At 64.0% G+C, this 23382-nt stretch carries 22 protein-coding genes and 2 tRNA genes; 6 read left to right on the top strand and 18 right to left on the bottom strand.

What is annotated here, in order from left to right; translation table 11 throughout:
* Positions 1–4: 4 nt before the first annotated feature.
* From F9Z44_RS09800 to rpsB, 6 genes are all read right to left on the bottom strand, one after another.
* Positions 5–838 carry a phosphatidate cytidylyltransferase gene (locus tag F9Z44_RS09800; RefSeq protein WP_159605664.1) on the bottom strand — a complete coding sequence of 278 codons (834 nt, stop codon included), beginning with the start codon at positions 836–838 and terminating at the stop codon, positions 5–7.
* Positions 831–1583: a polyprenyl diphosphate synthase gene (gene uppS / locus F9Z44_RS09795; protein ID WP_159605662.1), complete on the bottom strand. Its 753-nt coding sequence runs from the start codon at positions 1581–1583 to the stop codon at positions 831–833. The genes F9Z44_RS09800 and uppS overlap by 8 nt, the downstream gene beginning before the upstream one ends.
* Positions 1584–1636: 53 nt before the next feature.
* Complete coding sequence (frr, locus tag F9Z44_RS09790; protein ID WP_056277813.1) at positions 1637–2197, bottom strand: ribosome recycling factor; 561 nt, start codon at positions 2195–2197, stop codon at positions 1637–1639.
* A 41-nt stretch (positions 2198–2238) separates the two neighbouring features.
* Positions 2239–2949 (bottom strand): UMP kinase, encoded by a 711-nt coding sequence (gene pyrH, locus F9Z44_RS09785; protein ID WP_159605660.1) that lies wholly within the window; start codon positions 2947–2949, stop codon positions 2239–2241.
* A gap of 149 nt (positions 2950–3098) precedes the next feature.
* Complete coding sequence (gene tsf / locus F9Z44_RS09780) at positions 3099–4016, bottom strand: translation elongation factor Ts (RefSeq protein ID WP_159605658.1); 918 nt, start codon at positions 4014–4016, stop codon at positions 3099–3101.
* A 114-nt stretch (positions 4017–4130) separates the two neighbouring features.
* The gene (rpsB, locus tag F9Z44_RS09775) at positions 4131–4886 is read right to left on the bottom strand and encodes a 30S ribosomal protein S2 (protein ID WP_159605656.1); all 756 of its coding nucleotides are present in this window, start codon (positions 4884–4886) and stop codon (positions 4131–4133) included.
* 335 nt (positions 4887–5221) lie between these two features.
* Between rpsB and F9Z44_RS09770 the strand changes: the two genes are divergently transcribed.
* Together F9Z44_RS09770 and F9Z44_RS09765 are read left to right on the top strand one after the other, a co-directional pair.
* Positions 5222–6514, top strand: a complete 1293-nt coding sequence (locus F9Z44_RS09770; RefSeq protein WP_159605654.1) for an FAD-dependent oxidoreductase — start codon at positions 5222–5224, stop codon at positions 6512–6514.
* Between the two features lie 15 nt (positions 6515–6529).
* The gene (locus F9Z44_RS09765) at positions 6530–8125 is read left to right on the top strand and encodes an NAD(P)H-hydrate dehydratase (protein ID WP_159605652.1); all 1596 of its coding nucleotides are present in this window, start codon (positions 6530–6532) and stop codon (positions 8123–8125) included.
* A 15-nt stretch (positions 8126–8140) separates the two neighbouring features.
* On the opposite strand, the gene F9Z44_RS09760 is transcribed toward F9Z44_RS09765, so the two are convergent.
* The 3 genes from F9Z44_RS09760 to rnr are packed head-to-tail and all read right to left on the bottom strand — an operon-like array spanning position 8141 to position 12025.
* Positions 8141–8692: a YggT family protein gene (locus tag F9Z44_RS09760; protein WP_159605650.1), complete on the bottom strand. Its 552-nt coding sequence runs from the start codon at positions 8690–8692 to the stop codon at positions 8141–8143.
* A 52-nt stretch (positions 8693–8744) separates the two neighbouring features.
* Complete coding sequence (locus F9Z44_RS09755; RefSeq protein ID WP_236574314.1) at positions 8745–9710, bottom strand: gamma-glutamyl-gamma-aminobutyrate hydrolase family protein; 966 nt, start codon at positions 9708–9710, stop codon at positions 8745–8747.
* A 14-nt stretch (positions 9711–9724) separates the two neighbouring features.
* The gene (gene rnr / locus F9Z44_RS09750) at positions 9725–12025 is read right to left on the bottom strand and encodes a ribonuclease R (RefSeq protein WP_159605648.1); all 2301 of its coding nucleotides are present in this window, start codon (positions 12023–12025) and stop codon (positions 9725–9727) included.
* Between the two features lie 34 nt (positions 12026–12059).
* Between rnr and F9Z44_RS09745 the strand changes: the two genes are divergently transcribed.
* Positions 12060–12144 (top strand) — tRNA-Leu (locus F9Z44_RS09745).
* Between the two features lie 169 nt (positions 12145–12313).
* On the opposite strand, the gene rimO is transcribed toward F9Z44_RS09745, so the two are convergent.
* The 5 genes from rimO to F9Z44_RS09720 all read right to left on the bottom strand — a co-directional run bounded on the left by rimO (position 12314) and on the right by F9Z44_RS09720 (position 17854).
* Entirely contained in the window at positions 12314–13699 is a 1386-nt protein-coding gene (rimO, locus tag F9Z44_RS09740) for a 30S ribosomal protein S12 methylthiotransferase RimO (RefSeq protein WP_159605645.1), read from the bottom strand.
* A 44-nt stretch (positions 13700–13743) separates the two neighbouring features.
* The gene (gene phaR / locus F9Z44_RS09735; RefSeq protein WP_159605643.1) at positions 13744–14280 is read right to left on the bottom strand and encodes a polyhydroxyalkanoate synthesis repressor PhaR; all 537 of its coding nucleotides are present in this window, start codon (positions 14278–14280) and stop codon (positions 13744–13746) included.
* 214 nt (positions 14281–14494) lie between these two features.
* Positions 14495–14571: transfer RNA gene (locus F9Z44_RS09730), tRNA-Val, on the bottom strand.
* A 48-nt stretch (positions 14572–14619) separates the two neighbouring features.
* Entirely contained in the window at positions 14620–16920 is a 2301-nt protein-coding gene (locus F9Z44_RS09725) for a RelA/SpoT family protein (protein ID WP_159605641.1), read from the bottom strand.
* 13 nt (positions 16921–16933) lie between these two features.
* Positions 16934–17854 (bottom strand): alpha/beta fold hydrolase, encoded by a 921-nt coding sequence (locus F9Z44_RS09720; protein WP_159605638.1) that lies wholly within the window; start codon positions 17852–17854, stop codon positions 16934–16936.
* A gap of 84 nt (positions 17855–17938) precedes the next feature.
* On the opposite strand from F9Z44_RS09720, the gene F9Z44_RS09715 reads away from it, so the two are divergent.
* A complete protein-coding gene (locus tag F9Z44_RS09715) occupies positions 17939–18709 on the top strand; it encodes a 3-hydroxybutyrate dehydrogenase (protein ID WP_159605636.1) in 771 nt (256 codons plus the stop codon).
* Positions 18710–18776: 67 nt separating this feature from the next.
* Here the strand turns inward: F9Z44_RS09715 and F9Z44_RS09710 are convergent, their stop codons facing one another.
* Positions 18777–19514, bottom strand: coding sequence for an SIMPL domain-containing protein (locus F9Z44_RS09710; protein WP_159605634.1), 738 nt, complete (start codon positions 19512–19514; stop codon positions 18777–18779).
* Complete coding sequence (locus F9Z44_RS09705) at positions 19511–19834, bottom strand: hypothetical protein (protein WP_159605632.1); 324 nt, start codon at positions 19832–19834, stop codon at positions 19511–19513. The genes F9Z44_RS09710 and F9Z44_RS09705 overlap by 4 nt, the downstream gene beginning before the upstream one ends.
* 139 nt (positions 19835–19973) lie before the next feature.
* Between F9Z44_RS09705 and ompR the strand changes: the two genes are divergently transcribed.
* Together ompR and F9Z44_RS09695 are read left to right on the top strand one after the other, a co-directional pair.
* Positions 19974–20705 carry an osmolarity response regulator transcription factor OmpR gene (gene ompR / locus F9Z44_RS09700; RefSeq protein WP_159605630.1) on the top strand — a complete coding sequence of 244 codons (732 nt, stop codon included), beginning with the start codon at positions 19974–19976 and terminating at the stop codon, positions 20703–20705.
* Positions 20705–22108, top strand: coding sequence for an ATP-binding protein (locus F9Z44_RS09695; RefSeq protein WP_159605628.1), 1404 nt, complete (start codon positions 20705–20707; stop codon positions 22106–22108). Before ompR ends, F9Z44_RS09695 begins: the two co-directional genes overlap by 1 nt.
* Positions 22109–22120: 12 nt before the next feature.
* On the opposite strand, the gene ispF is transcribed toward F9Z44_RS09695, so the two are convergent.
* Together ispF and ispD are read right to left on the bottom strand one after the other, a co-directional pair.
* Entirely contained in the window at positions 22121–22615 is a 495-nt protein-coding gene (gene ispF, locus F9Z44_RS09690) for a 2-C-methyl-D-erythritol 2,4-cyclodiphosphate synthase (RefSeq protein ID WP_159605626.1), read from the bottom strand.
* Entirely contained in the window at positions 22612–23346 is a 735-nt protein-coding gene (ispD, locus tag F9Z44_RS09685) for a 2-C-methyl-D-erythritol 4-phosphate cytidylyltransferase (RefSeq protein WP_159605624.1), read from the bottom strand. Before ispD ends, ispF begins: the two co-directional genes overlap by 4 nt.
* Between the last annotated feature and the right edge of the window lie 36 nt (positions 23347–23382).

Genomic DNA, 23382 nt, shown 5'->3' with positions numbered 1-23382 from the left:
AAAATCAGAGTGTGGTGAGCATCATCGCCAAAGGCAGTACGGGCAGCAAGGCATCAACACGATCGAGCACACCACCATGGCCGGGCAGCAGATTGCTGGAATCTTTCACACCGGCGCTGCGCTTGACCAGAGATTCCACCAGATCCCCAACCACGCTCATGGCCACCATGAAGGCCAGCGACAACATGGCGAGCAATGGCCCGAAAGCCCAGAGTCGGGCATAGAGGCTGGTTGCGTCGCCCATACCTTGCGCGTCGGCCCAGAGCCAGGCTGCGGCCAGCACGAAGACACCGATGAAACCGCTGATGGCGCCTTCCCACGACTTGCCCGGGCTGATGGTGGGAGCCAGCTTGCGTCGCCCGAACGCCTTGCCTCCGAAATAGGCAGCAATGTCTGCCATCCACACCAGCAGCAGCACCGACAGCAAAAAACCCAGTCCCATGAGGCGGGCCTGCACCATCGCGAGCCACGCACAACCGATCAGGACCAATCCCAACCACAGGCGCAGGCCAGCTGGCCATGCACTCCAGCCCGGCACGCCACGCGCGAGCATGGCCACTGACAAAACCACCCAGATGGCCCCCACGCCGATCCACAAGGTGCGCCAGGACTGGTTCAGACCGCCCGAGAGCCAGATGGCGGCCAGCACCGCGCCCAGACCCAGGCCAAATGCGAGCGCGAGGCTCGTGCCCACTCCATTGAGGCGCGCCCACTCCCAGCCGGCCGCCACGATCAGCAACAGCGTGAGCGTGGCGAACGGTTCGATGGAGGGATAAAACAGCGCGGGCAATAGAACCGCCAGCAGCAGCAGGGCGGTGATGACACGCTGTCTAAGCATGTCGGTCGCCACTCACCGCGAGCATGGGCTCGGCTTGGCCGACTTGCTCTGACGTCTGACCGAAGCGGCGCTCGCGGTTGGCGTACTCCAGCAGGGCACGATCCAACTCCGCTGAGTCAAAGTCTGGCCACAAACATTCGGTGAACACCAGCTCCGTGTAGGCGGCCTGCCAGAGCAAAAAGTTGCTGATGCGAAGTTCACCACCAGTGCGGATCATCAGGTCCGGGTCGGGCACATGGGCCAAGGCCAACTCGCTGCTGAGGCTCTTTTCGGTGATCTCGCGCCCTTGTGCGGCCAGCCGCTGAGCGGCTTGTGCCACGTCCCAGCGGCCACCGTAATTGAAGCAGACGTTCAGCACGAGCTTGTGGTTGTGTGCAGTCTCGCGCTCGGCAGCCATCAAGCCTTGCACCACGCGATTGGACAAGCCGCGGCGATCACCCGGAAAGTGCAGGCGCACGCCATTGCCACTCAGTGATGGAACCTCGCGCGAGAGCGCCAGCACCAGCAAATCCATCAGGCTGGACACCTCCTCCACTGGGCGGCTCCAGTTCTCCGAAGAAAAGGCAAACACGGTCAGCACGGACACACCACGCTCCAGGCAGGCCTTGACCACACGGCGCAAAGCTTCAACACCTTGCTTGTGCCCTGCCACGCGGGGCAGCCAGCGCTTCTGCGCCCACCGGCCGTTGCCGTCCATCACGATGGCGACGTGGCGAGGCAACGATGCCGCGGATGCGTCTGGCATGGAGTTGGACTGGGGCATGTGCGCGGTGCGTGGAATTGCGGACGGGTCGGCGCTCAGACCGCCATGATGTCCTGTTCCTTGCCAGCCACGAGACGATCCACCTCGTTGATGACGCGGTCAGTGAGCTTTTGAATGTCCTCCTGCGACCGGCGATCGTCGTCCTCGGAAGCCAGCTTCTCCTTCACCAGCTTCTTCACCTGCTCGTTGGCATCGCGCCGCAGATTGCGAATGGCGATCTTGGCGGCTTCGCCATCACCACGCACAACCTTGGTCAGCTCCTTGCGGCGCTCTTCGGTCATGGGGGGCATGGGCACGCGAATCAAATCGCCCTGGCTGGACGGGTTCAAACCAAGGTCGGACTCGCGGATGGCCTTCTCGATCTTCGCACCCATGCCTTTTTCCCAGGGCGCCACGCCAATCGTGCGCGAATCCAGCAGCGTCAGGTTGGCCACCTGCGACAGAGGCAGCATCGAGCCGTAGTAATCCACGTGCACGGTATCGAGCAGCGCGGGGTTGGGACGACCGGTGCGAATCTTGGTCAGTCCGTTCTTGAACGCTTCAACCGACTGCATCATCTTGTGCTCGGCGGTCTTGCGGATGTCATCAACGCTCATGAAAACTCCTCATTTCAGCAAGTGGTGCGCGCCAGCGGGCGTCACACATGAACCAGCGTGCCCTCGTCCTTGCCCATCACCACATCGCGCAGTGCACCAGGCTTGAAGATGGAGAACACCTTGACCGGCAGTTTCTGGTCTCGGCACAGGGCGAACGCGGTGGCGTCCATCACCTGAAGGTTCTTGTTCATGGCCTCATCAAACGTGATTGAGGCATATCGGGTGGCGGTCGGGTCCTTGTTCGGATCGGCGCTGTACACACCGTCCACCTTGGTTGCCTTGAGAACGATCTCGGCGCCAATCTCTGCACCGCGCAGGGCCGCAGCCGTGTCGGTGGTGAAGAAGGGGTTGCCCGTGCCAGCTGCAAAAACGACGACCTTGCCCTCTTCCAGATACTGCAGCGCCTTCGGGCGCACATAAGGCTCGACCACCTGCTCGATGGCAATGGCCGACATCACACGAGCCACCAGACCGGCCTTGTCCATGGTGTCAGCCAACGCCAGTGAGTTCATCACCGTGGCCAGCATGCCCATGTAGTCTGCGGTGGCGCGGTCCATGCCGACCGAGCCACCAGCCACACCGCGGAAGATGTTGCCACCACCGATAACGATGGCCACCTGTACGCCCAGGCGAGTGACATCTGCGATTTCTTCCACCATGCGCACGATGGTGGCCCGATTGATGCCGAAGGCGTCGTCGCCCATGAGGGCTTCCCCCGACAACTTCAACAGAATCCGTTTGTAGGCAGGCATGTGACAACTTTCAGGAAGCGAAAACACAAGATTCAGCCGGCAAGTGTACCGAGGAGCGGCGACGCCTTCAGTGCCGGTGATACACAAGACAACGGGCCTTGCGGCCCGTTGTCTTGTTCAGGGCAGCAACGGCTGCCACCAGAAGACGCTCAGGCGCCCTTGGCTGCAGCGACCTGGGCGGCCACTTCGGCTGCAAAGTCGTCCACCTTCTTCTCGATGCCCTCACCCACCACATACAGGGTGAAGCCCTTGACGGTGGTGCCAGCGGCCTTGAGCATGGCCTCGACGGTCTGCTTGTCGTTTTTCACAAAGGGCTGGTTGAACAGCGATACTTCTTTCAGGTACTTCTGCACGGCACCGTCGATGCGCTTGGCAACGATTTCGGCGCTCTGCGCAGGTTTGCCAGCCGCTTCGAGTTCCTTGTTGGCTTCGTCGGCCTTGGCCGTGGCCACCGAACGTTCGCGCTCGATGAACTCCGCCGGCACATCGTTGCTGGTCAGTGCGACAGGCTTCATGGCGGCCACGTGCATGGCGACGTCCTTGGCTGCAACCTCTTCACCGTCGAACTCCACCACCACGCCGATGCGGGTGCCGTGCAGGTAGCCGGCCAGCTTGGTCGCGCCACTGTAGGCCTTGAAGCGGCGGAACGACATGTTCTCGCCGATCTTGCCGATCAAGCCCTTGCGCACGTCTTCCAGGGTGGGGCCGAAGCCGTCCTGGCTGTACGGCAGCGCGCCGAGCGCTGCGACATCGGCCGGCTGGTGCTTGGCCACAAGTTGCGCCGCAGCGTTGGCCAGGGCCAGGAAGCTGTCGTTCTTGGTGACGAAATCGGTTTCGCAGTTGACTTCGATCAGGCCGCCAGTGGTGCCTTCAATGAAGCTGGCCACGACGCCTTCGGCGGTCACGCGGCTGGCGGCCTTGCCGGCCTTGGTGCCCAGCTTGACTCGCAGCAGCTCTTCGGCCTTGGCCATGTCGCCATCGGCTTCGGTCAGGGCTTTTTTGCACTCCATCATGGGAGCGTCGGTCTTGGCGCGCAGTTCAGCGACCATGCTTGCGGTAATTGCCATCTGTTTTCTCCTTGGCGCCGCCTCATGCTGGTGCGTGAGATCGGCCATGTTCATTGATCGGTTTTCGGTGTGAAAAAGGGGCTCACGAGCCCCTCTTCCATGGGAGCAAAGCCTTCACGCGGCCGTGTTTTCCTTGACTTCGACAAACTCGTCGGCGCCTTCAGCGGAGACAGCCTTGACCACGTCGTTGACTGCGTTGCTGCGACCTTCAAGGATCGCGTCGGCGATACCGCGGGCATACAGCGCCACGGCGCGGGCCGAGTCGTCATTACCGGGGATCACGTAGTCGATGCCCACGGGCGAGTGGTTGGTATCAACCACGCCCACCAGCGGGATGCCCAGTTTCTGAGCTTCGAGCACGGCGATCTTGTGGAAGCCCACATCGATCACGAAGATGGCATCGGGCAAGGCCGTCATGTCCTGGATGCCGCCGATGTCTTTTTCCAGCTTTTCCATTTCGCGGGAGAAAGTCAGCTGCTCTTTCTTGGTCATGCTGTCCAGGCCGGCTTCTTTCTGGGCTTGCATGTCCTTCAGACGCTTGATCGAGGTCTTGACGGTCTTGAAGTTCGTGAGCATGCCGCCGAGCCAGCGCTGGTCAACGAAAGGTACGCCAGCGCGACGGGCTTCCTGGGCCACGATGTCGCGCGACTGGCGCTTGGTACCCACCATCAAAATGGTGCCGCGGTTGGCGGAGAGTTGGCGCACGAACTTGGCTGCATCTTCAAACAGAGGCAGCGTCTTTTCGAGGTTGACGATGTGGATTTTGTTGCGGTGACCGAAGATGTACGGAGCCATCTTGGGGTTCCAGAAGCGGGTTTGGTGACCGAAATGGACACCAGCTTCCAGCATTTCGCGCATGGAGATAGACATGAGTTAACTTTCCAGAGGTTGAGTCTAAAATCCAGCCCCGATCACCTGCTGGCCACCCCATCAAGACTGATTCGGTGGCTACAGACAACACCCGGTTGGGCTGGTTTGCGATTTTCCTTGCGAGGCAGCAAGACCTTTGTCTTGTCCGTCACCCGCAAAGCCTGTCGATTATAGCAGCCCGATCCCTTCCTTCAGCCATCTTCGCCGGGCGTGCCATTTAGAACATGCCCGGGGGTTTTGCGTGCGTTCCCCATGTCTGACACCCTGTCCACCTCCCTGAGCATCGAATGGCGCCTGCCGCTCAACGGCACAATGCAGTTTTCAGGGAGCCAGGTTTGAAAATCGCGATCGTTGGAGCTGGTGTCGTGGGCATTGCCTGCGCGCATGAGCTTTCTCAGGACGGCCATGAGGTCACGGTCTTCGAGCGGCGCAGCACGGTGGCCGAAGAGGCCAGTTTTGCCAACGGGGCGCTCATTGCTCCTGGCTGGACGGCGCCCTGGGCACACGACCACGGGCGACTCGCATGGCCTTGGTCCGCCAGCGGCGCTGGTCTGCAGGTGTCGCGGCTGCCCCGCGGAGGCGAGTGGAGCTGGCTGTGGCAGTGGCGACGTGCCGGCAAGGGTCCACAAATGTTGTCAAACCACGCGCAGGTTCATCAATGGGTGCGTTACAGCCAGGAGCGCCAGCAGGCGATCACTGATCGGTACCAGTTTGAACACGATCGCAGCCACGGCATGTTGGTGCTGCTGCGCAGCGAGCCGGAGGCCGCAGCGGCTCAAGCCCCGTGGCAGCAACTGCGCGACCTCGGTCTGACAGCCAAGTTGCTATCGGCCGACGAGGCTCGCGCGCTGGAACCCTCGCTCAACACCGAGACGCCGCTGCACGGCGCCATTGAGCTCGGCGGAGAAGCCGTGGCCAACTGCAGGGAATTCGCCGTGTTGCTGAGAGCCCAGGCCCAACGGTTGGGCTGCCGCTTCGAGTTCAACACCATCGTCAGCCGCATCGAGCCCCAACTGAATGCGGGGGTGAACCTGACGCTCACCCACACCGCGACTCACCCATCCGGCGAAGCCACGAATGGCTCCGCCCAGCGCTTCGATGCGGTGGTGGTTTGCGCCGGCGTGGCCGCCGTCGGCATACTTTCACCGCTGGGATTGAAGTTGCCACTGCAAGCGGTGGTCGGCCATTCGCTGAGCGCCGCGGTTCGCGAGCCCATGGATGCACCGCAGTCGGCGGTGCTCGATGGGAGGCACGGCATTTCAATTGCTCGTCTGGGCCAGCGCGTGCGCGTGGCCGGCGGAGCCGAGTGGGGCCGCGAATCCGGCTCACCGTCAAAAGCATCCCTGCAACGCCTGTACCGCGTGCTCTCCGACTGGTTTCCGGGCGCTGTGCGCCTGGGCGGCCCGGCCGGCAGCGTGCAGGAATGGCGCGGTGTTCAGGCCACCGTGCCCGATGGGATGCCACTGCTCGGCGCGAGTCGGCTGCCCGGTGTCTGGCTGAATCTGGGCCACGGACAAGCTGGGTGGTCCGTGGCTTGTGGTGCCGCCAGGGCGCTGGCCGATCGCATCGACGGACGCTCACCAGATATCGATATGGCCGCCTGTTCGCCCCAACGGTACGGACTTTGAGCCAGACTGGGGCCCATGCGAATCATCAACGCCGATCGACTTGAGCCTCTCTTTGACACGGCGGCCACGCGCTCCATCGAGCAGGCCGCCCAGGCCGCCCTGCCACACCATACCCTGATGGCGCGGGCGGGTCTGGCGGTGGCACGACTGGCGCAGGCACTGGCGCCGCATGCCCGTTGCATCTGGGTGGCTTGTGGCCCGGGCAACAACGGGGGCGACGGCTTGGTGGCGGCCACACATCTGCACACGTGGGCGCAGAAGTCGGGCAGCGCCCTCCGGGTCGTGGTCACGCATGCGGTAGCCGAAGGTGATGCCCTTTCGCGACTGCCCCCTGACGCGCGCCAGGCATTGGCCAGCGCGCAGGCAGCGGGCGTCACGTTTCAGACCGGCCCGCCAGACGACGCCGACTTGGCCATCGACGCGTTGCTGGGTATTGGTGCCATCCGGCCATTGACGGGCACGCTCGCCACCTGGCTGGCCATGCTGCGGACCAGCGCCAAGCCGGTGCTCTGTGTTGACCTGCCAAGCGGACTGCATGCTGACACTGGTGCGCTGGCCGGGACCGAGCATGACACGAGCGAAAGCGCCGCCGCCACGCAGGCCGGGCCGCGCCACACCCTGTCGCTGCTGAGCTTGAAGCCGGGTCTGTTCACCGGGCAAGGTCGGGACGCGGCGGGGCAAGTCTGGTTCGACGATCTGGGCGCGACGCCTGCCGCCGACGTGCCCGTGACGGCCTGGTTGTCTGGTCAGGCAACACATGCCAACGCAAAAGTGACCATGCCGCACGGGAGCCACAAAGGCAGCTTTGGCGATGTGGTGGTGGTCGGCGGCCAGGGCGTGGCCACAACCGGTGCGGGCATGACCGGTGCAGCGGTGCTGGCAGCGCGCGCGGCGTTGCACGCTGGCGCGGGAAGGGTGTTCGTCGGCCTGCTGGAGGCAGGCTCTCTGAACGAAACCACCTGGGACCCCGTGTGCCCCGAAGTCATGTTTCGCCGGCCACAAACCCTGCTGGACACCCCATTGCTACGGCGGGCCAGCGTGGTCTGTGGTTGTGGGGGTGGCGCTTTGGTGGCCGCCATGCTGCCGCGGGTGCTGTCCCAGGCCGCCACGCTGGTGTTGGACGCCGATGCGCTCAACGCCGTTGCACAGGACACCAGCCTGCAAGCACAACTGACGCACCGCCAGGGACGTGGCTGGATCACCGTGCTCACACCGCATCCCCTTGAAGCTGCGCGGCTGCTCGGCACCCACACCGCCCTGATCATGTCAGACCGCCTCCAAGCGGCCCACAAGATCGCCACACGGTTCGGCGCCATCTGCGTGCTCAAAGGGTCGGGCACGGTGATCGCCGCGCCGACCGGGATCCCCCGCATCAACTCCACCGGCAATGCCGCCCTGGCAACGGCAGGCACCGGCGATGTGCTGGCGGGCATGATCGGCAGTGCCCTGGCGCAACCGGTCTCGTCGACCGCGACCGCGCTGGATCGGGTGGTCAGCGCCGTGTTCCAGCACGGCTGGCTGGCGGACCATTGGAATGACGGTCAGCAAGTCGCACAGCGCACATCACTGATGGCGGGTGAACTGGCCCAGCGCGCCAGACCCATCGTCTGACGCGGGAACGGGCTATCAGCCCAGGATCATCAATCCGACCTGCAACAAGATGATCAGCACCAGCACCGACAGGTCGACACCACCCACCAGCGGAATCACACGGCGGATCGGGCGCAACAAAGGCGCGCACAGTCGGTCCAACGTGGCCATCACCGGCGAATGCGGCTGCACCCAGGACAGGATGGCATAGCCGATCAACAGGATCATCAGGCCTTGCAGCAGCGTACGCACCAGAATGCGCAAGGCCATGGTCAGGATGGTGACCACCCAGGTGGCAGGCGAGGCAGACACCTCCGACACGCTGGCCGCCAGCACCAACCAGATGCCGCCATAGGCCAATGCCAGCACGATGGCCGACAGAAGACTTCCCCAATCGATGCGGCTCTGCGCCCATGCACGCGGCAGGACTCTGCGCATCGGCTGAACCAGCCAATCCGTTACAGCAATGGCAAATCGACCAGGCTGGCCCGACATCTGTACGCGCAAGTGGTTCATCCAGGCGCGCAACAAGGCCATCGCCATCAGAAAAAAGAACAGGGTTTCGAGCAGGAAGAAAACGATGCGCATGCGTTGCTGACGTGTTGTGGGTACAGGCTGCCGGCCGCCTGGAAATTGAAGTTCAGTGGCCTGCCAGCCTCAAGGGCGGGCGAGGCACTCGTGGATCGGGTTCACCGCCTGCGGCCAGTCGCGCCATGGCTGCCGTGCGAGACGCTTCGAGAAAGTCCAGCATGATCGGCGAACTGTCGGCCAGCGCATGCCTCCCGTGGTGAAACTCCGGGTGCCACTGCACGCCCCGAGCATAGGTGTCACCGGTCCAGCGGATCGCCTCCACCATGCCGTCCAGCGTCGAGACCGCCTCCACCACCATGCCCTTGCCCAACTCAGCCACCGCCTGGTGGTGGATGCTGGTCACGCGCAACTGCGAGGCGTTGGGGTACAGCCTGGTCAGGACCGTGCCTTGCAAAAAGGTCACGTCGTGCTCCAGCTGGTCGTACAGATCGGTGTCCACGTGGGCGTGGGCCGCCGGGCACTGGGTGGGGATGTCCTGGTACAGCGTGCCGCCAAACGCGACGTTGAGCAACTGCGCGCCACGGCACACCCCCAACACCGGTTTCTTCTGCGCCAGAAAGGTCCTGAGCAAGGCCAGTTCGTATCTGTCCCGCACCACGTCGCCGTGCCAGCGCGGGTCGATCGGCGTCTGCCCGTAAGTCTGAGGCGCCACATCGGCGCCACCCTGCAACACCAGCGCATCAAGTTCCTGCACCACATGCTCCACCTTGAGGTGGCGCGCAGCGTGTTTGCTGTCGTGGGCGACTGCCGGCACCATGAAGGCAATGGCCCCATGCTCCATGATCCAGTGCGCCAGCGACTGTTCGATGTATTGCAGGTTCTTGTTGCGAAACCCCAGCTCCGAGGGCACCTGGTACAGCAGCCGCGCCGACACGCCAATGCGCAGTGGCCGCTCGGTGGGCATCGGCGGGACCCTGGAGTCGGCGATCTTCACCGGCCGAGACCGCGCACGGCTGGTGGAGGGGGCTTCCAGCGCAGCGGACCTGGCGGGCGTCTTCCGGGGCTCGGCGCTCACGGCGTGCAAACCCTTCAGCGGCGGCTCTTGCGAGGCTGGTTGGCGGTGCTGCGCGCGCCACCCCGGTCCGACTTCTTGCCAGCGGCCTTCTTGACAGCCGCCTTCACCTCCATCGTCGGAGCGCGTGGCGCACGTTCCTGACGACCCGAGGGCGCGCCCTCAGAACTGCGACCCCGGTGGGGTTTGCCGCCACGCCCAGCTCCCGCTGGGCCGTCCGCCGGGCCCGCTTGACCCGTCTTGTCGCGCATGGCCCGCAGCACCAGATCGTCGTCGCCACTCACGAGGCGGAAATCAATGCGACGACCATCCAGGTCCACCCGGCTCACCTGCACCTGCACACGGGTGCCCAGTGCATAGCGGATACCTGTTCGCTCGCCACGCAACTCCTGCCGAGCTTCGTCGAAGCGGAAGTACTCGCCACCGAGCTCGGTGATGTGCACAAGGCCTTCGACGTACATGGCGTCGAGCGTGACAAACAGGCCGAAGCTGGTGACCGAACTCACAACCCCGCTGAACTCCTCGCCCAGGTGCTCGCGCATGTACTTGCATTTGAGCCAGGCTTCCACGTCGCGGCTGGCCTCGTCGGCGCGGCGCTCGTTCGCGCTGCAGTGCAGGCCGGCTGCTTGCCAGGCCAGCGTATCAACCGAAGGCTTCTTCACCACCTCGCCCACCGCCAATGGCTTGGCGCGGCTGGCCAGGCGTTTGCTCAGTTTGGCATGGGCCTCACCCGGCGTGGGCAGAGCCGGCAGTTCGTAACGCTTGCGCGCCAGGATCGCCTTGATCACGCGGTGCACCAGCAAGTCCGGGTAGCGGCGGATCGGACTGGTGAAGTGCGTGTAGGCCTCGAACGCCAGACCGAAGTGGCCGCTGTTGATCGGCGTGTAGATGGCCTGCTGCATGGAGCGCAGCAGCATGGTGTGGATCTGCTGGGACTCGGGCCTGTCTTTTGTCGCGGCCGCGATCTTCTGAAAGTCGGCCGGCTTGGGGTTGTCGCCAATGGTCTGCGACACGCCCATGGCCTTGAGGTAGTTGCGCAGGATCTCCTGCTTCTCGGGCGTGGGGCCTTCGTGCACGCGGAACAGGCCGGTGTGTTTGCCCTCGCTGATGAAATCGGCCGAGCAGACGTTGGCAGCCAGCATCGCCTCTTCAATCACCTTGTGGGCGTCGTTGCGGGTGCGCGGAATGATCTTCTCGATGCGGCCCGACTCATCGCAGACGATCTGCGTCTCCGTGGTCTCGAAATCCACCGCACCGCGCTCGCCGCGCGCCGCCAGCAGCGCGCGGTACACGTCGTGCAGGTTGAGCAGATAAGGGACGAGCGCCTTGCGCTGACTCGCCTCGGGGCCACGCGTGTTCTGCAGAATGGCGGCGACTTCGGTGTAGGTGAAGCGCGCGTGGCTGAACATCACCGCAGGATAGAACTGGTATGCGTGCACCTCGCCCTTGGCGTTGACCAGCATGTCACACACCATGCACAGCCGCTCCACGCCCGGATTCAGCGAGCACAAGCCATTGGAGAGCTTTTCCGGCAGCATCGGAATCACGCGGCGCGGAAAATACACCGAGGTCGCGCGGTCGTAGGCATCCACATCGATGGCCGAGCCGGTCTGCACATAGTTGCTCACATCGGCAATCGCCACCAGCAAACGCCAGCCTTTGCCCTTGCCGACCTTGGCCGGCTCGCAGTACACCGCATCGTCGAAGTCGCGCGCATCTTCACCATCGATGGTGACCAGGGGCACATCTCGCAGATCAACACGGTCTTTGTGATCAGAGGCGCGCACGTGGTCCGGCAGCGCACGGGCCTGCGCCATGGCGGCGTCCGAGAACTCGTGCGGAACGCCGTACTTGCGCACCGCAATCTCGATCTCCATGCCGGGGTCATCGATCTCGCCCAGCACTTCCTTCACCCGTCCCACCGGCTGCCCATACAGCGCAGGTGGCTCAGTGAGTTGCACCACCACCACCTGGCCCGGCTTGGCCGAACCGGTGGCGCCTTTGGGGATCAACACGTCCTGCCCATAGCGTTTGTCTTCGGGCGCCACCAGCCACACACCGCTCTCTTGCAGCAGGCGACCGATGATGGGGGAGTCGGAGCGTTCGACGATTTCCGTCACGCGTCCCTCGGGCCGGCCCTTGCGGTCCAAGCGCACGATGCGGGCCTTGACCCGGTCCTTGTGCAACACCGCCCGCATCTCGTTGGAAGGCAGGTATATATCGGCCTGACCATCGTCGCGGATCACAAAACCATGGCCGTCCCGATGACCGGAGACGACACCTTCATATTCGGCCAACAGGCTGTTTTTTTCGTTCACTTTTTCTCTGCTATAATTGTGTTTTTCCTGAAATGCCCAGGTGGCGGAATTGGTAGACGCACTAGTTTCAGGTACTAGCGCTGAGAGGCGTGGAGGTTCGAGTCCTCTCCTGGGCACCAATCATAAAGGCTTGCAAACGTGATGTTTGCAAGCCTTTTTCTTTTGTCTCAACGCAAACAAGCGGATGACCGCCTGCTGACGCGCTGATCAAGCGCTCCGAAATTCGAAGCACGCGCTGCTGGGCCGTTGCCACGCCGCTTGGGGCCACCAAGTGACAGGCAACCGCCATCAAATCGGGACCGCCAACAGGTCGTGTCCCTGCGCCGCGACAACCCGCGCCTTGGTGAACTCGCCCACCTTCAAGGTCTTGCTGATCTTCTCGGGTGGAAGCAAGCGCACCAACCCATCGATCTCGGGCGCATCTGCATAGCTCCGACCGATGCCGCCCTTCTTGCCCATGCCCGGCGCCGAGTCCACCAACACCTGCATGGTCGCACCCACACGCTGCTGCAGCTTGTCGGCCGACACGGCTTCAGCCACCGCCATGAAGCGCGCGCGGCGCTCTTCGCGCAAGGCGTCGGGCACAGCATCGGACAATTCGTTGGCAACGGCACCCGTCACGGGCGAGTAGGCAAAACAACCCGCACGGTCAATGCGCGCCTCACGCAGGAAATCGAGCAGGTGATCGAACTCGGCTTCGGTCTCGCCCGGGAAGCCCGCGATGAAGGTGCTGCGCACCACGATCTCGGGGCACAGTTCGCGCCAGCGCGCAATGCGCTCGAGGTTTTTTTCGCCGCTGGCTGGCCGCTTCATGCGGCGCAACACATCTGGATGGCTGTGCTGCAGCGGCACATCAAGGTACGGCAGACACAGACCTTCGGCCATCAGCGGAATGATCTCGTCCACGTGTGGGTACGGGTACACATAGTGCAAACGCACCCAGGCACCGTAACCCCTGGCCAGCTCACCCAGCGAGCGAACCAGATCGAACATGCGCGTCTTCACCGGCTTGCCGTCCCAAAAGCCGGTGCGGTACTTCACATCCACGCCATAGGCCGAGGTGTCCTGACTGACCACCAGCAGCTCCTTGACGCCGGATTCAAACAACTTGCGCGCTTCCGTCAGCACATCGCCGATCGGACGGCTCACCAGATCACCACGCATCGACGGAATGATGCAGAAGGTGCAGCGGTGGTTGCAGCCTTCGCTGATCTTCAGATATGCGTAGTGGCGCGGCGTGAGCTTGATGCCTTGGGGTGGTACCAGATCCACGAAGGGGTCGTGTGGCTTGGGCAGGTGCTGGTGCACCGCGGTCATCACCTCGTGCGTGGCATGCGGGCCGGTCACGGCCAGCACGCTGGGGTGCATCTGGCGCACCAGGTTGCCACCGCCCTCGCCTTCGCGAGCGCCCAGGCAGCCGGTGACGATGACCTTGCCGTTCTCGGCAAGGGCTTCGCCAATGGTGTCCAGACTCTCGCGCACGGCATCGTCGATGAAGCCGCAGGTGTTGACGATCACCAGGTCGGCACCGGCAAACGTCTTGGAAGTTTGGTAACCCTCGGCGCTGAGTTGCGTGAGGATGAGTTCGGAGTCGGTCAACGCCTTGGGGCAACCCAGGCTGACAAATCCGACTTTGGGGGCCGCATGGGCGACCGGGACAAGCGTTTCAGACATCGCCCGATTGTCTCAGACCTGCACCGAAGACGCAGATTCAGGTCTCAGCGTTTGAGCCCCAGCGCTGCGAGCATCTGCTCGCTGTTCTTCTGCATCTGCTCCTGCATCTGGGTGAACGCGCTGCGCGACTGCTCCAGATAGGTCCCCATCATCCCTTGCATCATGGGCGACTGCACGTTCATGAACTGTTTCCAGGCCTCGGGATTCGCGCCGCTGGATTGCTCCGTCATCTTGTGCTGCAGGTCCATGAAGATCTGCACGTTCTTCTCGAGGTAGGCGCCCATGAAATCCTGCATGGCATGGCCGTAGAAGCGAATGATGTTGGCCAACACCTGCTCGGTGAAGATGGGCACGCCCGCAGTTTCCTCCTCCAGGATGATCTGCAGCAGGATGCTGCGCGTGAGGTCGTCGTTGGTCTTGGCGTCACGAACCACGAAGGGTTCGTTGTCCATCACGAGCGTCTTGACCTCGGCCAGCGTGATGTACGACGACGTATCGGTGTCGTACAGACGCCGGTTCGGGTACTTCTTGATGACGCGCACAGCGGGCGGACTACCACCCTCGGCCTTGTTTTTTTGCACTGATGGATCTTTCTGGAAGAAGGGAATGAACCACCGGATAGAGCCAGGGGTTCCTGAGCCATTCTAGAAACGCTTGAACGCCCCCGCAGCATGGGTTTTCCCTGTGCATGCTAACGATCTCCACGCTTTTCCGGAGAACAAACCGAAGCGGCCACAAAAAAGCCCGACTCAGGGCCGGGCTTGGTTGCTGGATGCCTTGCATCCGGGAAAGGTTTGGTAGGCGCGATTGGACTCGAACCAACGACCCCCACCATGTCAAGGTGGTGCTCTAACCAGCTGAGCTACGCGCCTACAAACGATTCGAAGCTGCGAAGTATAGCAGCACTGCGAGGCCCCTTTTCAGCGACGACGAACCACACGCACGCCAGGCACATCGCCCACCACCGCCATGGCCCTGGCCACCTGCCGCGCATCGGCCACTTCGATGGTGAAAGTCATCCACGCCACGCCACGCACCGACTGCGTCTGCACCCCGATGACGTTCATCTTCTCGCGAGCAAACACATCCGAAATATCGCGCAGCAAGCCCTGCCGGTCTTGCGCCTCGATGCCCACGTCCACCGGGTACACCGCGGCCTGTCCGTCCCGACCAGCACCAGCCTGGCCGCCCCACTGCACCTCGATCACGCGGTCCGGGCTTTTGCGCTGCAGGTGCGCAAAGTCGGTGCAGTCGGCGCGGTGGATGCTCACCCCCTTGCCACGGGTGACGAACCCACCGATCTCGTCGGGCGGCGCGGGTTTGCAGCACTTGGCCAGCTGGGTCATGAGCGAATCCACGCCAACAACCAGCACGCCCCCTGCCGATGCGCCGGAGTTCTTGCGTGGCTTCTTGAGCCACACGGGCATGTCGTCCGGCGGGGCCACTTCGGGCGGGCGCAAATGGAGTTCGATGGCGCGCAGAGAGAGCTCGTCCTTGCCCACCTGCTCGAACAATTCCTGCGCCGACACCAGTCCCATGGCCACGGCGAGATCGTCGAACTTCAGGGCGGTCTTGCCCTCGCGCTGCAGCAGCTTTTCCACCGCCTCGCGCCCACGCGCCACCGTCTCTTCCATGGCCTGCGCGTTGAACCACGCCCGAACCTTGCTCTTGGCGCGGTGGCTGACCAGATAGCCCAACTCCGCGTTGAGCCAGTCACGCGATGGTCCACCCTCCTTGGCCGCCGTGATCTCCACGGTCTGGCCGTTCTGCAGCGGCGTGTTGAGGGTGACCATGGCCCCGTCCACACGGGCGCCACGGCAGCGATGACCCAAACTGGTGTGCACCGTGTAGGCGAAGTCCACCGCGGTCGCACCCTGGGGCAGTTCGACGATGGCAGCGTCTGGCGTGAGCACGTAGATTCGATCATCGAACAGCCCCTGGGCTGCCCCACTGAGGTCGCGCTCCCACGCCAGCAGCTGGCGCAACACGGCGATCTTGGCGTCGTAGTCGGAGCTGGCCGACACACCCGCGTAGCCCTTGGAGCCGGCTTCCTTGTAGGCCCAGTGCGCGGCCACACCGTGCTCGGCGTGGTCGTGCATCGCCTGCGTCCGGATCTGGATCTCGAACGCTCGACCTTGAGCGTCGCGCACCACGGTGTGCAACGACTGGTAGCCGTTGGGTTTGGGCTTGGCGATGTAGTCGTCGAACTCGTCAGCCACCGGCACAAACTGGGCATGCACATGCGCCAGCACGGCGTAGCAGTCGTCCACCTGCGGCACGATCACACGCAGCGCGCGGATGTCGAACACCTGATCAAAGTCGAGCGACTTGCCGCGCATCTTCTTGACGATGCTGTAGATGTGCTTGGGTCGCCCCTGCACCGAGGCCGAAACGCCTTGTTGCTGCAGATCGTTTTCAAGTTGTTGACGCACCTGCTCAACGTGGGCTTCGCGCTCGGCACGCTTCTCGTCCAGCAGCCGGGCCACGTTCTTGTAGGTTTGCGGCTCCAGAAAACGGAACGCAAGGTCTTCCATTTCCCACTTGATCTGCCAGATGCCCAACCGGTTGGCCAGGGGTGCAAACACGTGCAGCGATTCGCTGGCGAGCGCCTGACCCGGATCGCCCTTGCTCGCGGCGAAGTAGCGCAGCGTCTGCAGGCGAGACGCCAAGCGCAGCATGACCACACGCAGGTCACGCGAGAACGCCAGCAGCATCTTGCGCACGTTTTCGGTCTGGCTGGCCGCCAACTCAGACACGGGTCCTTTGTTTTGCGCTGCCGCCGTGAGGTCCAGCGCGGCCAGACGTTCTTCTTCCTTCTTGGCCTGCACCTCGGCGGTCTTGATGCGCGCCTGCCGTTGCAGCTGCACCAGCTTGGTGGTTTCCAGGGCGAGTGCGGCAAAGTTTTCGCCGAAAGCCTTGGTGATCACTTCCTGAGGCCGGTTCAGGTATTGGCAGGCATAAACCAGGTAGGCAGCAGCCTGCATGGCCTCGGAGCCACCGATGTCGGACAGCACATTCGCCACAGCATCTGCATGCGCCAGGATGTTCTCGCCAGTGTCGAGCTCTTCTTGAGACAGCAGTGGCTCGGCAAATGCCCGGGCTCGTTGCAAAGCCTGCGCCTGGTGCGGCAGGCTGTCGGCGGTGGCCGCCACGATCGCCGACGGCACGACCGAAGGCCCCTCGGCTGCTTCGGCTTGCCCCGTGGAAGAAGATCGCTTCATGTCCATGGACCCGTCAGATCGACCACAGGAAATCCCGCACGGTCGCCACCTGGTCTTCGGCCACCAGCGTGGGCGCATGGCCCACGCCGCTGAAGGTGATCAGGGAGGCCTTGGGCCCACGCTGCGTCATTTGCTCCGCTGTCTCAGGCCTGAGCAGATCGGATTGCTCACCGCGCAGGAGCAAGGTGGGGGCCTGGATCGCGTCGTACAGCCCCCAGAGGGCGGCTTCCCCCGCCCGCACGATCTGCTGGGCGGCCGCCGCATCGTTCGAGGCTGTCATGGCCCTGAACGGCACCGCGATCGCTGGGTCGTAGTGCAACCACCAGCGCCCTTCGCGCTCGCGCAGCAATGGACGTGAAAGTGCCAGCCATTGCTCGGCCGTGTGGGGACCGAAGCCGGCCGAGATGGAGGCCAGGTAAGCCACGGCGGCCTGCTCACTGTCAAACGAGGGGTTCAGGCCGAGGTAGGTGCCGATGCGCAGCAGCGCGTCCCACTGGATCACGGGCCCCACATCATTGAGCACCAACCGACGCAGCGCCATCTGAGGCTGGGCCGCCAGCGCCATGCCGATGAGGCCGCCCATGCTGGTGCCGATCCAGTCGATCTGGAGGTCGGGCGCATCGGTGCGCAACTGCGTCACGAGCGCCACCATGTCGGCCGCGTAGGTGGGAATCTGGTACCCCATGGGATCGGCCAGCCAGTCGCTGTGGCCGCGACCGGCCACGTCGACGGCAATCACGCGTGAGCGTTGGCGCAGCGTCTGGGCCAGCGTATCGAAGTCCAGGCCCTGGCGCGACAGGCCGTGCGCGCAGATCACGACACTGCGGTGTTCAGCGGCCTGACAGGACCAGTCCCAGTAAGCCAGGCGGCGCGGTGCCCCCGTCGTCGCGGCCGCGCCGCCCACGGTGAGATGCTGGAGTTGGGGTACTTGCATGATGCGAAGAGATTGAGAGGCGGAGGTGTCCGTGATAATGAAGCTGACACCGTTCAACAATCGTAATGGAAGTGGGGATTTCACATGCTTTCCAACAAGACCGCCCTCGTCACCGGCTCCACCAGTGGCATCGGCCTGGGCATTGCCAAGGCGCTGGCGCGCCAGGGAGCCAACATCGTGCTCAACGGGTTTGGTGATGCCGAAGGTCCCAAGGCCGAAATCGCCGCACTGGGCGCAAAGGTGGCGTACCACGGGGCGGACATGAGCAAGGCTTCCGAGATCGAAGCCATGATGGCTTTTGCCGCCGCCACGTTCGGGCAGGTCGACATCCTGGTGAACAACGCCGGCATCCAGCACGTGGCGCGCATTGAGGACTTTCCCGTCGAGCGCTGGGACGCCATCATCGCGATCAACCTCACCAGCGCCTTTCATGCCAGCCGCCTGGCCCTGCCGGCGATGCAAAAGGCCAACTGGGGTCGCATCATCAACGTGGCCTCGGTGCATGGGCTGGTCGGTTCGGCTGAGAAATCGGCTTATGTGGCGGCCAAACACGGTGTTGTGGGACTCACCAAGGTGACGGCCCTGGAAAACGCCACCAGCGGCGTGACCTGCAACGCCATCTGCCCGGGCTGGGTGCTCACCCCGCTGGTGCAGAGACAGGTGGACGCCAAAGCCGCCGCGCTGGGCATTTCCAACGAAGAAGCCAAGAAGGTGCTGCTGGGCGAAAAGGAGCCTTCCATGCAGTTCACCACGCCCGACGAACTGGGTGAACTGGCTGTGTTTTTCTGCTCCCCAGCGGGCAACAACGTGCGCGGCGTGGCCTGGAACATGGACGGCGGCTGGACGGCCCAATAGCCTGCTCCGCCCACATGCAAAAGGCCCGCTTCAAGCGGGCCTTTTGCATGGCGCAGCGGGTGGCCAATCAGCGCAGCTGGACCGAGCCAGACACGGTCACGTTGACCGTGGACTTGCCCGGCTCCACGGGCACCGCCGCATCCGACATGGCGGCCTTGGCTTCCATGGCCATCGCACGCGGCTGGAACGGGCGACCTTCCTGGTCGGCCGAGCTCACTGCCACTTCGCGCAGGCTGTAGCCAGCGAAACCGAAGCCCTTGGCCACCTCACCCGCCTTCGACTTGAAACGCTCGATGGCCATCGCCTGCACGTCGGACTCCAGCTTCAACCGCGCTTCACGCGAGAGCGAGAAGCCCATGTTGCTCATGGTGAGTGTCTGGATCTTGCCGGCGGTGGTGCTGATGCGGGCGAAGTCGCGGCCTTCGAGCACGAGCTCGGTGCTGCCTTGCCAGCCACTGATCTTGCCCTTGTCGGTGTAGCGCGGGTACAGGCTGAACTGGCCGGTGCGCACCTCCAGCTGCTGGGGTTGAGCGCTGGCGCGGGCCACCGCCAAAGCGGCTTCGAGCGCCGCCTTGAGCTGGTTCTGCACGGTGACCGCGTCAGGTCCCTCGCGCGTGGTGCTCAGGCTCATGCTCAGCCAGTCTTGCGGCGCTTCGAGGAAGCCGCTGGCCGAGAGGTTGACGACGTTGAGGGGTGGAGGCTGAACAACCTGGGCTTGCGCCAGTGAGCCAAGGGCAATGAGCGAGGAGAGAAGGAAGGAGCGGAATCGGGGAAGTTGAATGGCGCGCGGTGCTGACAAGGTCATGGTTTGAATCTGTGTTCATGAGGCGACTGGCCGCGAAGCTGTTCGCGCAGTCGTTGACGCTCTTCAACGGACAAGCGATACGGCTTGGCGTTGTCCTCCATGTCGTCAAAGGGTTGCTTGAGCACGTCTCGCAGGCGCATGACGTTGCGAGGCTCACCCTCATCCACCGAAATGGGCATCACCATCACCGATGCGTTGGACGGCATCGGATGGGTGCGCTGATCACCCGGTCCGGCATGTGCCAAACCCAGTGTCAACATGATCAAGCCCAAGGGCAAATGCGTTTTCATGGTCCGCTCGAGTATCAACAATCCGGTCATTGTGGGATGTGCGCGCCGTGAACGGTTCGAGCGTGCGGGCAACATCTGTAACAGCATGTCAGGAAAATAAAAATCCAGTGCTGACAAGCACTTGGCGCTGCCACAATCGAGTTTGTTACATATTCAGGAAGTTGCCTACATGCCACAAACCAACGCACGCCCCAACAAGATCCTGGTGGTCGATGACGATGTCCGCATCCGCGACCTGCTGCGCCGCTATCTCATGCAGGAGGGATTTGAGGTCATGCTGGCCGAAGACGGCAAGTCGCTCAACCGGGTTCTGCAGCGCGATTCGGTGGATCTGATCGTGCTCGATCTCATGATGCCGGGCGAAGACGGCTTGTCCATCTGCCGCCGCCTGCGCGCCAACGGCGACCGCACCCCGATCATCATGCTCACCGCCAAAAGTGAAGATGTCGACCGCATCGTCGGCCTGGAAGTCGGCGCCGACGACTACCTCGGCAAACCGTTCAATCCCCGCGAGCTGCTGGCGCGCATCCACGCCGTGCTGCGCCGCCGCCCTCCCACCGAGGTGCCCGGTGCGCCCTCACAGGACCAGGAAGTCGTGAACTTTGGTCCGTTCGAATTCGACCTGAGCCTTCGCACGCTGCGCAAGGAAGGCGCCGACCTGCCGCTGACCACCGGCGAATTCGCCATGCTCAAGGCATTGGTGCGCCATCCGCGCCAGCCGCTGTCGCGCGAAAAGTTGGCCCAGCTGGCCCGCGGACGCGAGTTCGAGCCCTTTGACCGCAGCCTGGACGTGCAGGTTTCCCGACTGCGCAAGCTGATCGAGGAAGACGCCGCGTCGCCGCGTTACCTGCAGACGGTCTGGGGTGTGGGCTACGTGTTTGTGCCGGACGGCAACGCCTGATGCACGACGAGTCGCGGGTTCCGTTCGAGACCCAGCCCACCTCACTGGAGACCGCACCCGCCCCGCTGGAGCTGCGGCCCAGTCGGGGCTTCAGCCTGTTCTGGCGCACCTTCTTCTTTCTGGCCCTGCTGCTGGTGGGCTGCATCGTGGCCTGGTTGCAGACCTTTCGCGCGCTGGAGTACGAGCCCCGCGCCCTGCAGAGCGCGAACCAGCTGGCCTCGCTCGTCAACCTGAGTCGCGCGGCCCTGGTGCATTCGGATTCGATCGCCCGTGTCTCACTCATCAAGACACTGGCCGATGAAGAAGGCCTGCGCATCGCGCCACGCGAGCCCAACGACACCTACCGCCTCTACAACACAGATGTGCTCAGCCGCAACGTGGCCGAGCGTCTGAGCGGACGCCTCGGGCCCGGCACCCTGGTGGCGCGTGAGGTCAATGGCACACCGGGTCTGTGGATTGGCTTCAACATCGACGGCGACCCGTACTGGTTGCTCACCGACCCCTCGCGCATCGGCCCCGTGGCGGGCACCACCTGGTTGATCTGGCTGGGCACCGCCGCCCTGCTCTCGCTCACCGGCGCGGCGCTGATCGCCCGCCTGATCAACCGACCGCTCAAGAAGTTGTCGTTCGCGGCCAGCCGGGTGCGCGAAGGTGACTTCAACGCCAGCCAGCTCAACGAAACCGTGGCCACCAGCGAGATCCGCGAGGTCAACATCGGCTTCAACCGCATGGCGCAGCGACTCTCCAAGATCGAGCAGGACCGCGCCCTCATGCTCGCGGGTATCTCCCACGACCTGCGCACACCGCTCTCGCGGCTGCGCCTGGAGACCGAGATGAGTGTGGCCGATCCCGACGCGCGCGAGCACATGGCGGCGGACATCGAACAGGTCAATTCAATCATCGACAAGTTCCTCGACTACGCCCGCCCCGACCACATCAAGCCCGAGCGGGTGAGCCTGAACCAGGTGGTCGACGCGGCCGTGTTTGCGCTGGGTGACGACGAACGCAACGTGTTCACCACCAGCATCCCGCCGGACACGGTGGTGATGGGCGACGCGGTGGAGTTGCAGCGCGTGTTTGCCAACCTGCTGGAGAACGCCTGCCGCTACGGGCGCGACCCCAACACCGGCGTGGTGCGGGTGGAGATTGCCGCCAAGCCCAAGGACGACTGGGTGTTGATCAAGCTGCGCGACCATGGACAAGGCGTGGACCCGGAGATCCTGGAGCAACTGACACAACCGTTTTTCCGGGGCGATGTCTCGCGCACCTCGGCCACCGGCACGGGCCTGGGACTGGCCATCGTGGACCGCGCCATCGCCCGCATGGGCGGCCGCTTCGCACTGGCCAACAGCAGCACCGGAGGCCTCTCGGCCCACCTCAAACTGCAGCGCGCTCCCGCCTGATGCCGTCGGTGCTCAGGCCCGCACGAAGAGCATTGCCACGGCCCGCGCCTCAATGGACAGGCCCTGCCCCACCGGACCGATCTTCTCGGCGGTCTTCGCTTTCACGTTGACCTGACCCACCGCCAGACCCAGCGTGCGCGCGATGGCGTCCACCATCGCCGGGATGTGTGGTGCCAGTTTGGGCGCCTGGGCAATCACCGTGCTGTCCACGTTGCCGATCTCGAAACCCGCCTCGCGCACGCGGCGTGCGGCCTCTTTCAACAGCACGCTGGAATCCGCGCCCTTGAAGCGCTCGTCGGTGTCGGGAAAGTGGCGGCCAATGTCGCCCAGCGCAGCCGCACCCAGCAAGGCGTCGGTGATGGCGTGCAGCAGCACGTCGGCATCGGAATGCCCCAGCAGGCCTTGCGTGTGCGGGACGTGCACGCCACCGATGATGAGCTTGCGACCGGGCACGAGCGCGTGCACGTCCCAGCCCTCGCCGATGCGAAACGGGGGGGCGGTGTTCATGCGCGGCTCCTGAAGATGGCTTCGGCCAGGGCGAAGTCGTCGGGGTAGGTGATCTTGAAGTTGCGCGCGCTGCCTTGCACCAGCAGCGGGCGGTGCCCGGCCATCTCCATGGCGCTGGCCTCGTCGGTGACACCGGCAAAGCCCTGCGCTGCGGTGGCGGCCAGCGCAGCGTGCAGCGCGCCCAGGCGAAACATCTGGGGCGTTTGCGCGAGCCACTTGCCCGAGCGGTCCACCGTGGCAGTCACCCGCCCATCGGCCTCGGCCTTGAGGGTGTCGGGCAAGGGAATGGCGAGCAGGCCTCCCACGGGATCGTGCTGGCAGGCGTCGATCAGCGCATCGACCAGGGATGCGGTGACGAGGCAGCGCGCAGCGTCGTGAACCAACACCCAGTCGGTCGGATCCGTGCCTTCGTCCAGCAAGGTCTGCAATCCGTTGAACACGCTCTGGGCCCGCGTGCTGCCGCCGCAGCGCAGCGCCTCGACGCCGGGGTAACCCGTGGTCCAGAAATCGTCACCGGGAGCGGCCACCACCACAATCCGTTCCAGGCGCGACACCGAGCGCAAGGCCATCAAGGTGTGCAACACCATCGGCAAGCCGAGGATGGGCTGGTACTGCTTGGGAATCTCGGTGCCGGCCCGCGAGCCGGTGCCGGCGCAGGGCAGCAAGGCGTGGCAGCGGATGCCGACCTCTTGAGAAGGGTGGGGGGTCAATTCGTGGACGGCATCGGGCATGGGTGGCTGCATTCTAAAATCACGGCTCACACACCC

The organism is Hydrogenophaga sp. PBL-H3 (genome assembly GCF_010104355.1).
Taxonomy (GTDB): Bacteria; Pseudomonadota; Gammaproteobacteria; order Burkholderiales; family Burkholderiaceae_C; genus Hydrogenophaga.
The sequence above is the reverse complement of the archived record's forward strand: the minus strand, read 5'-3'. Positions and strand labels throughout refer to the sequence as shown.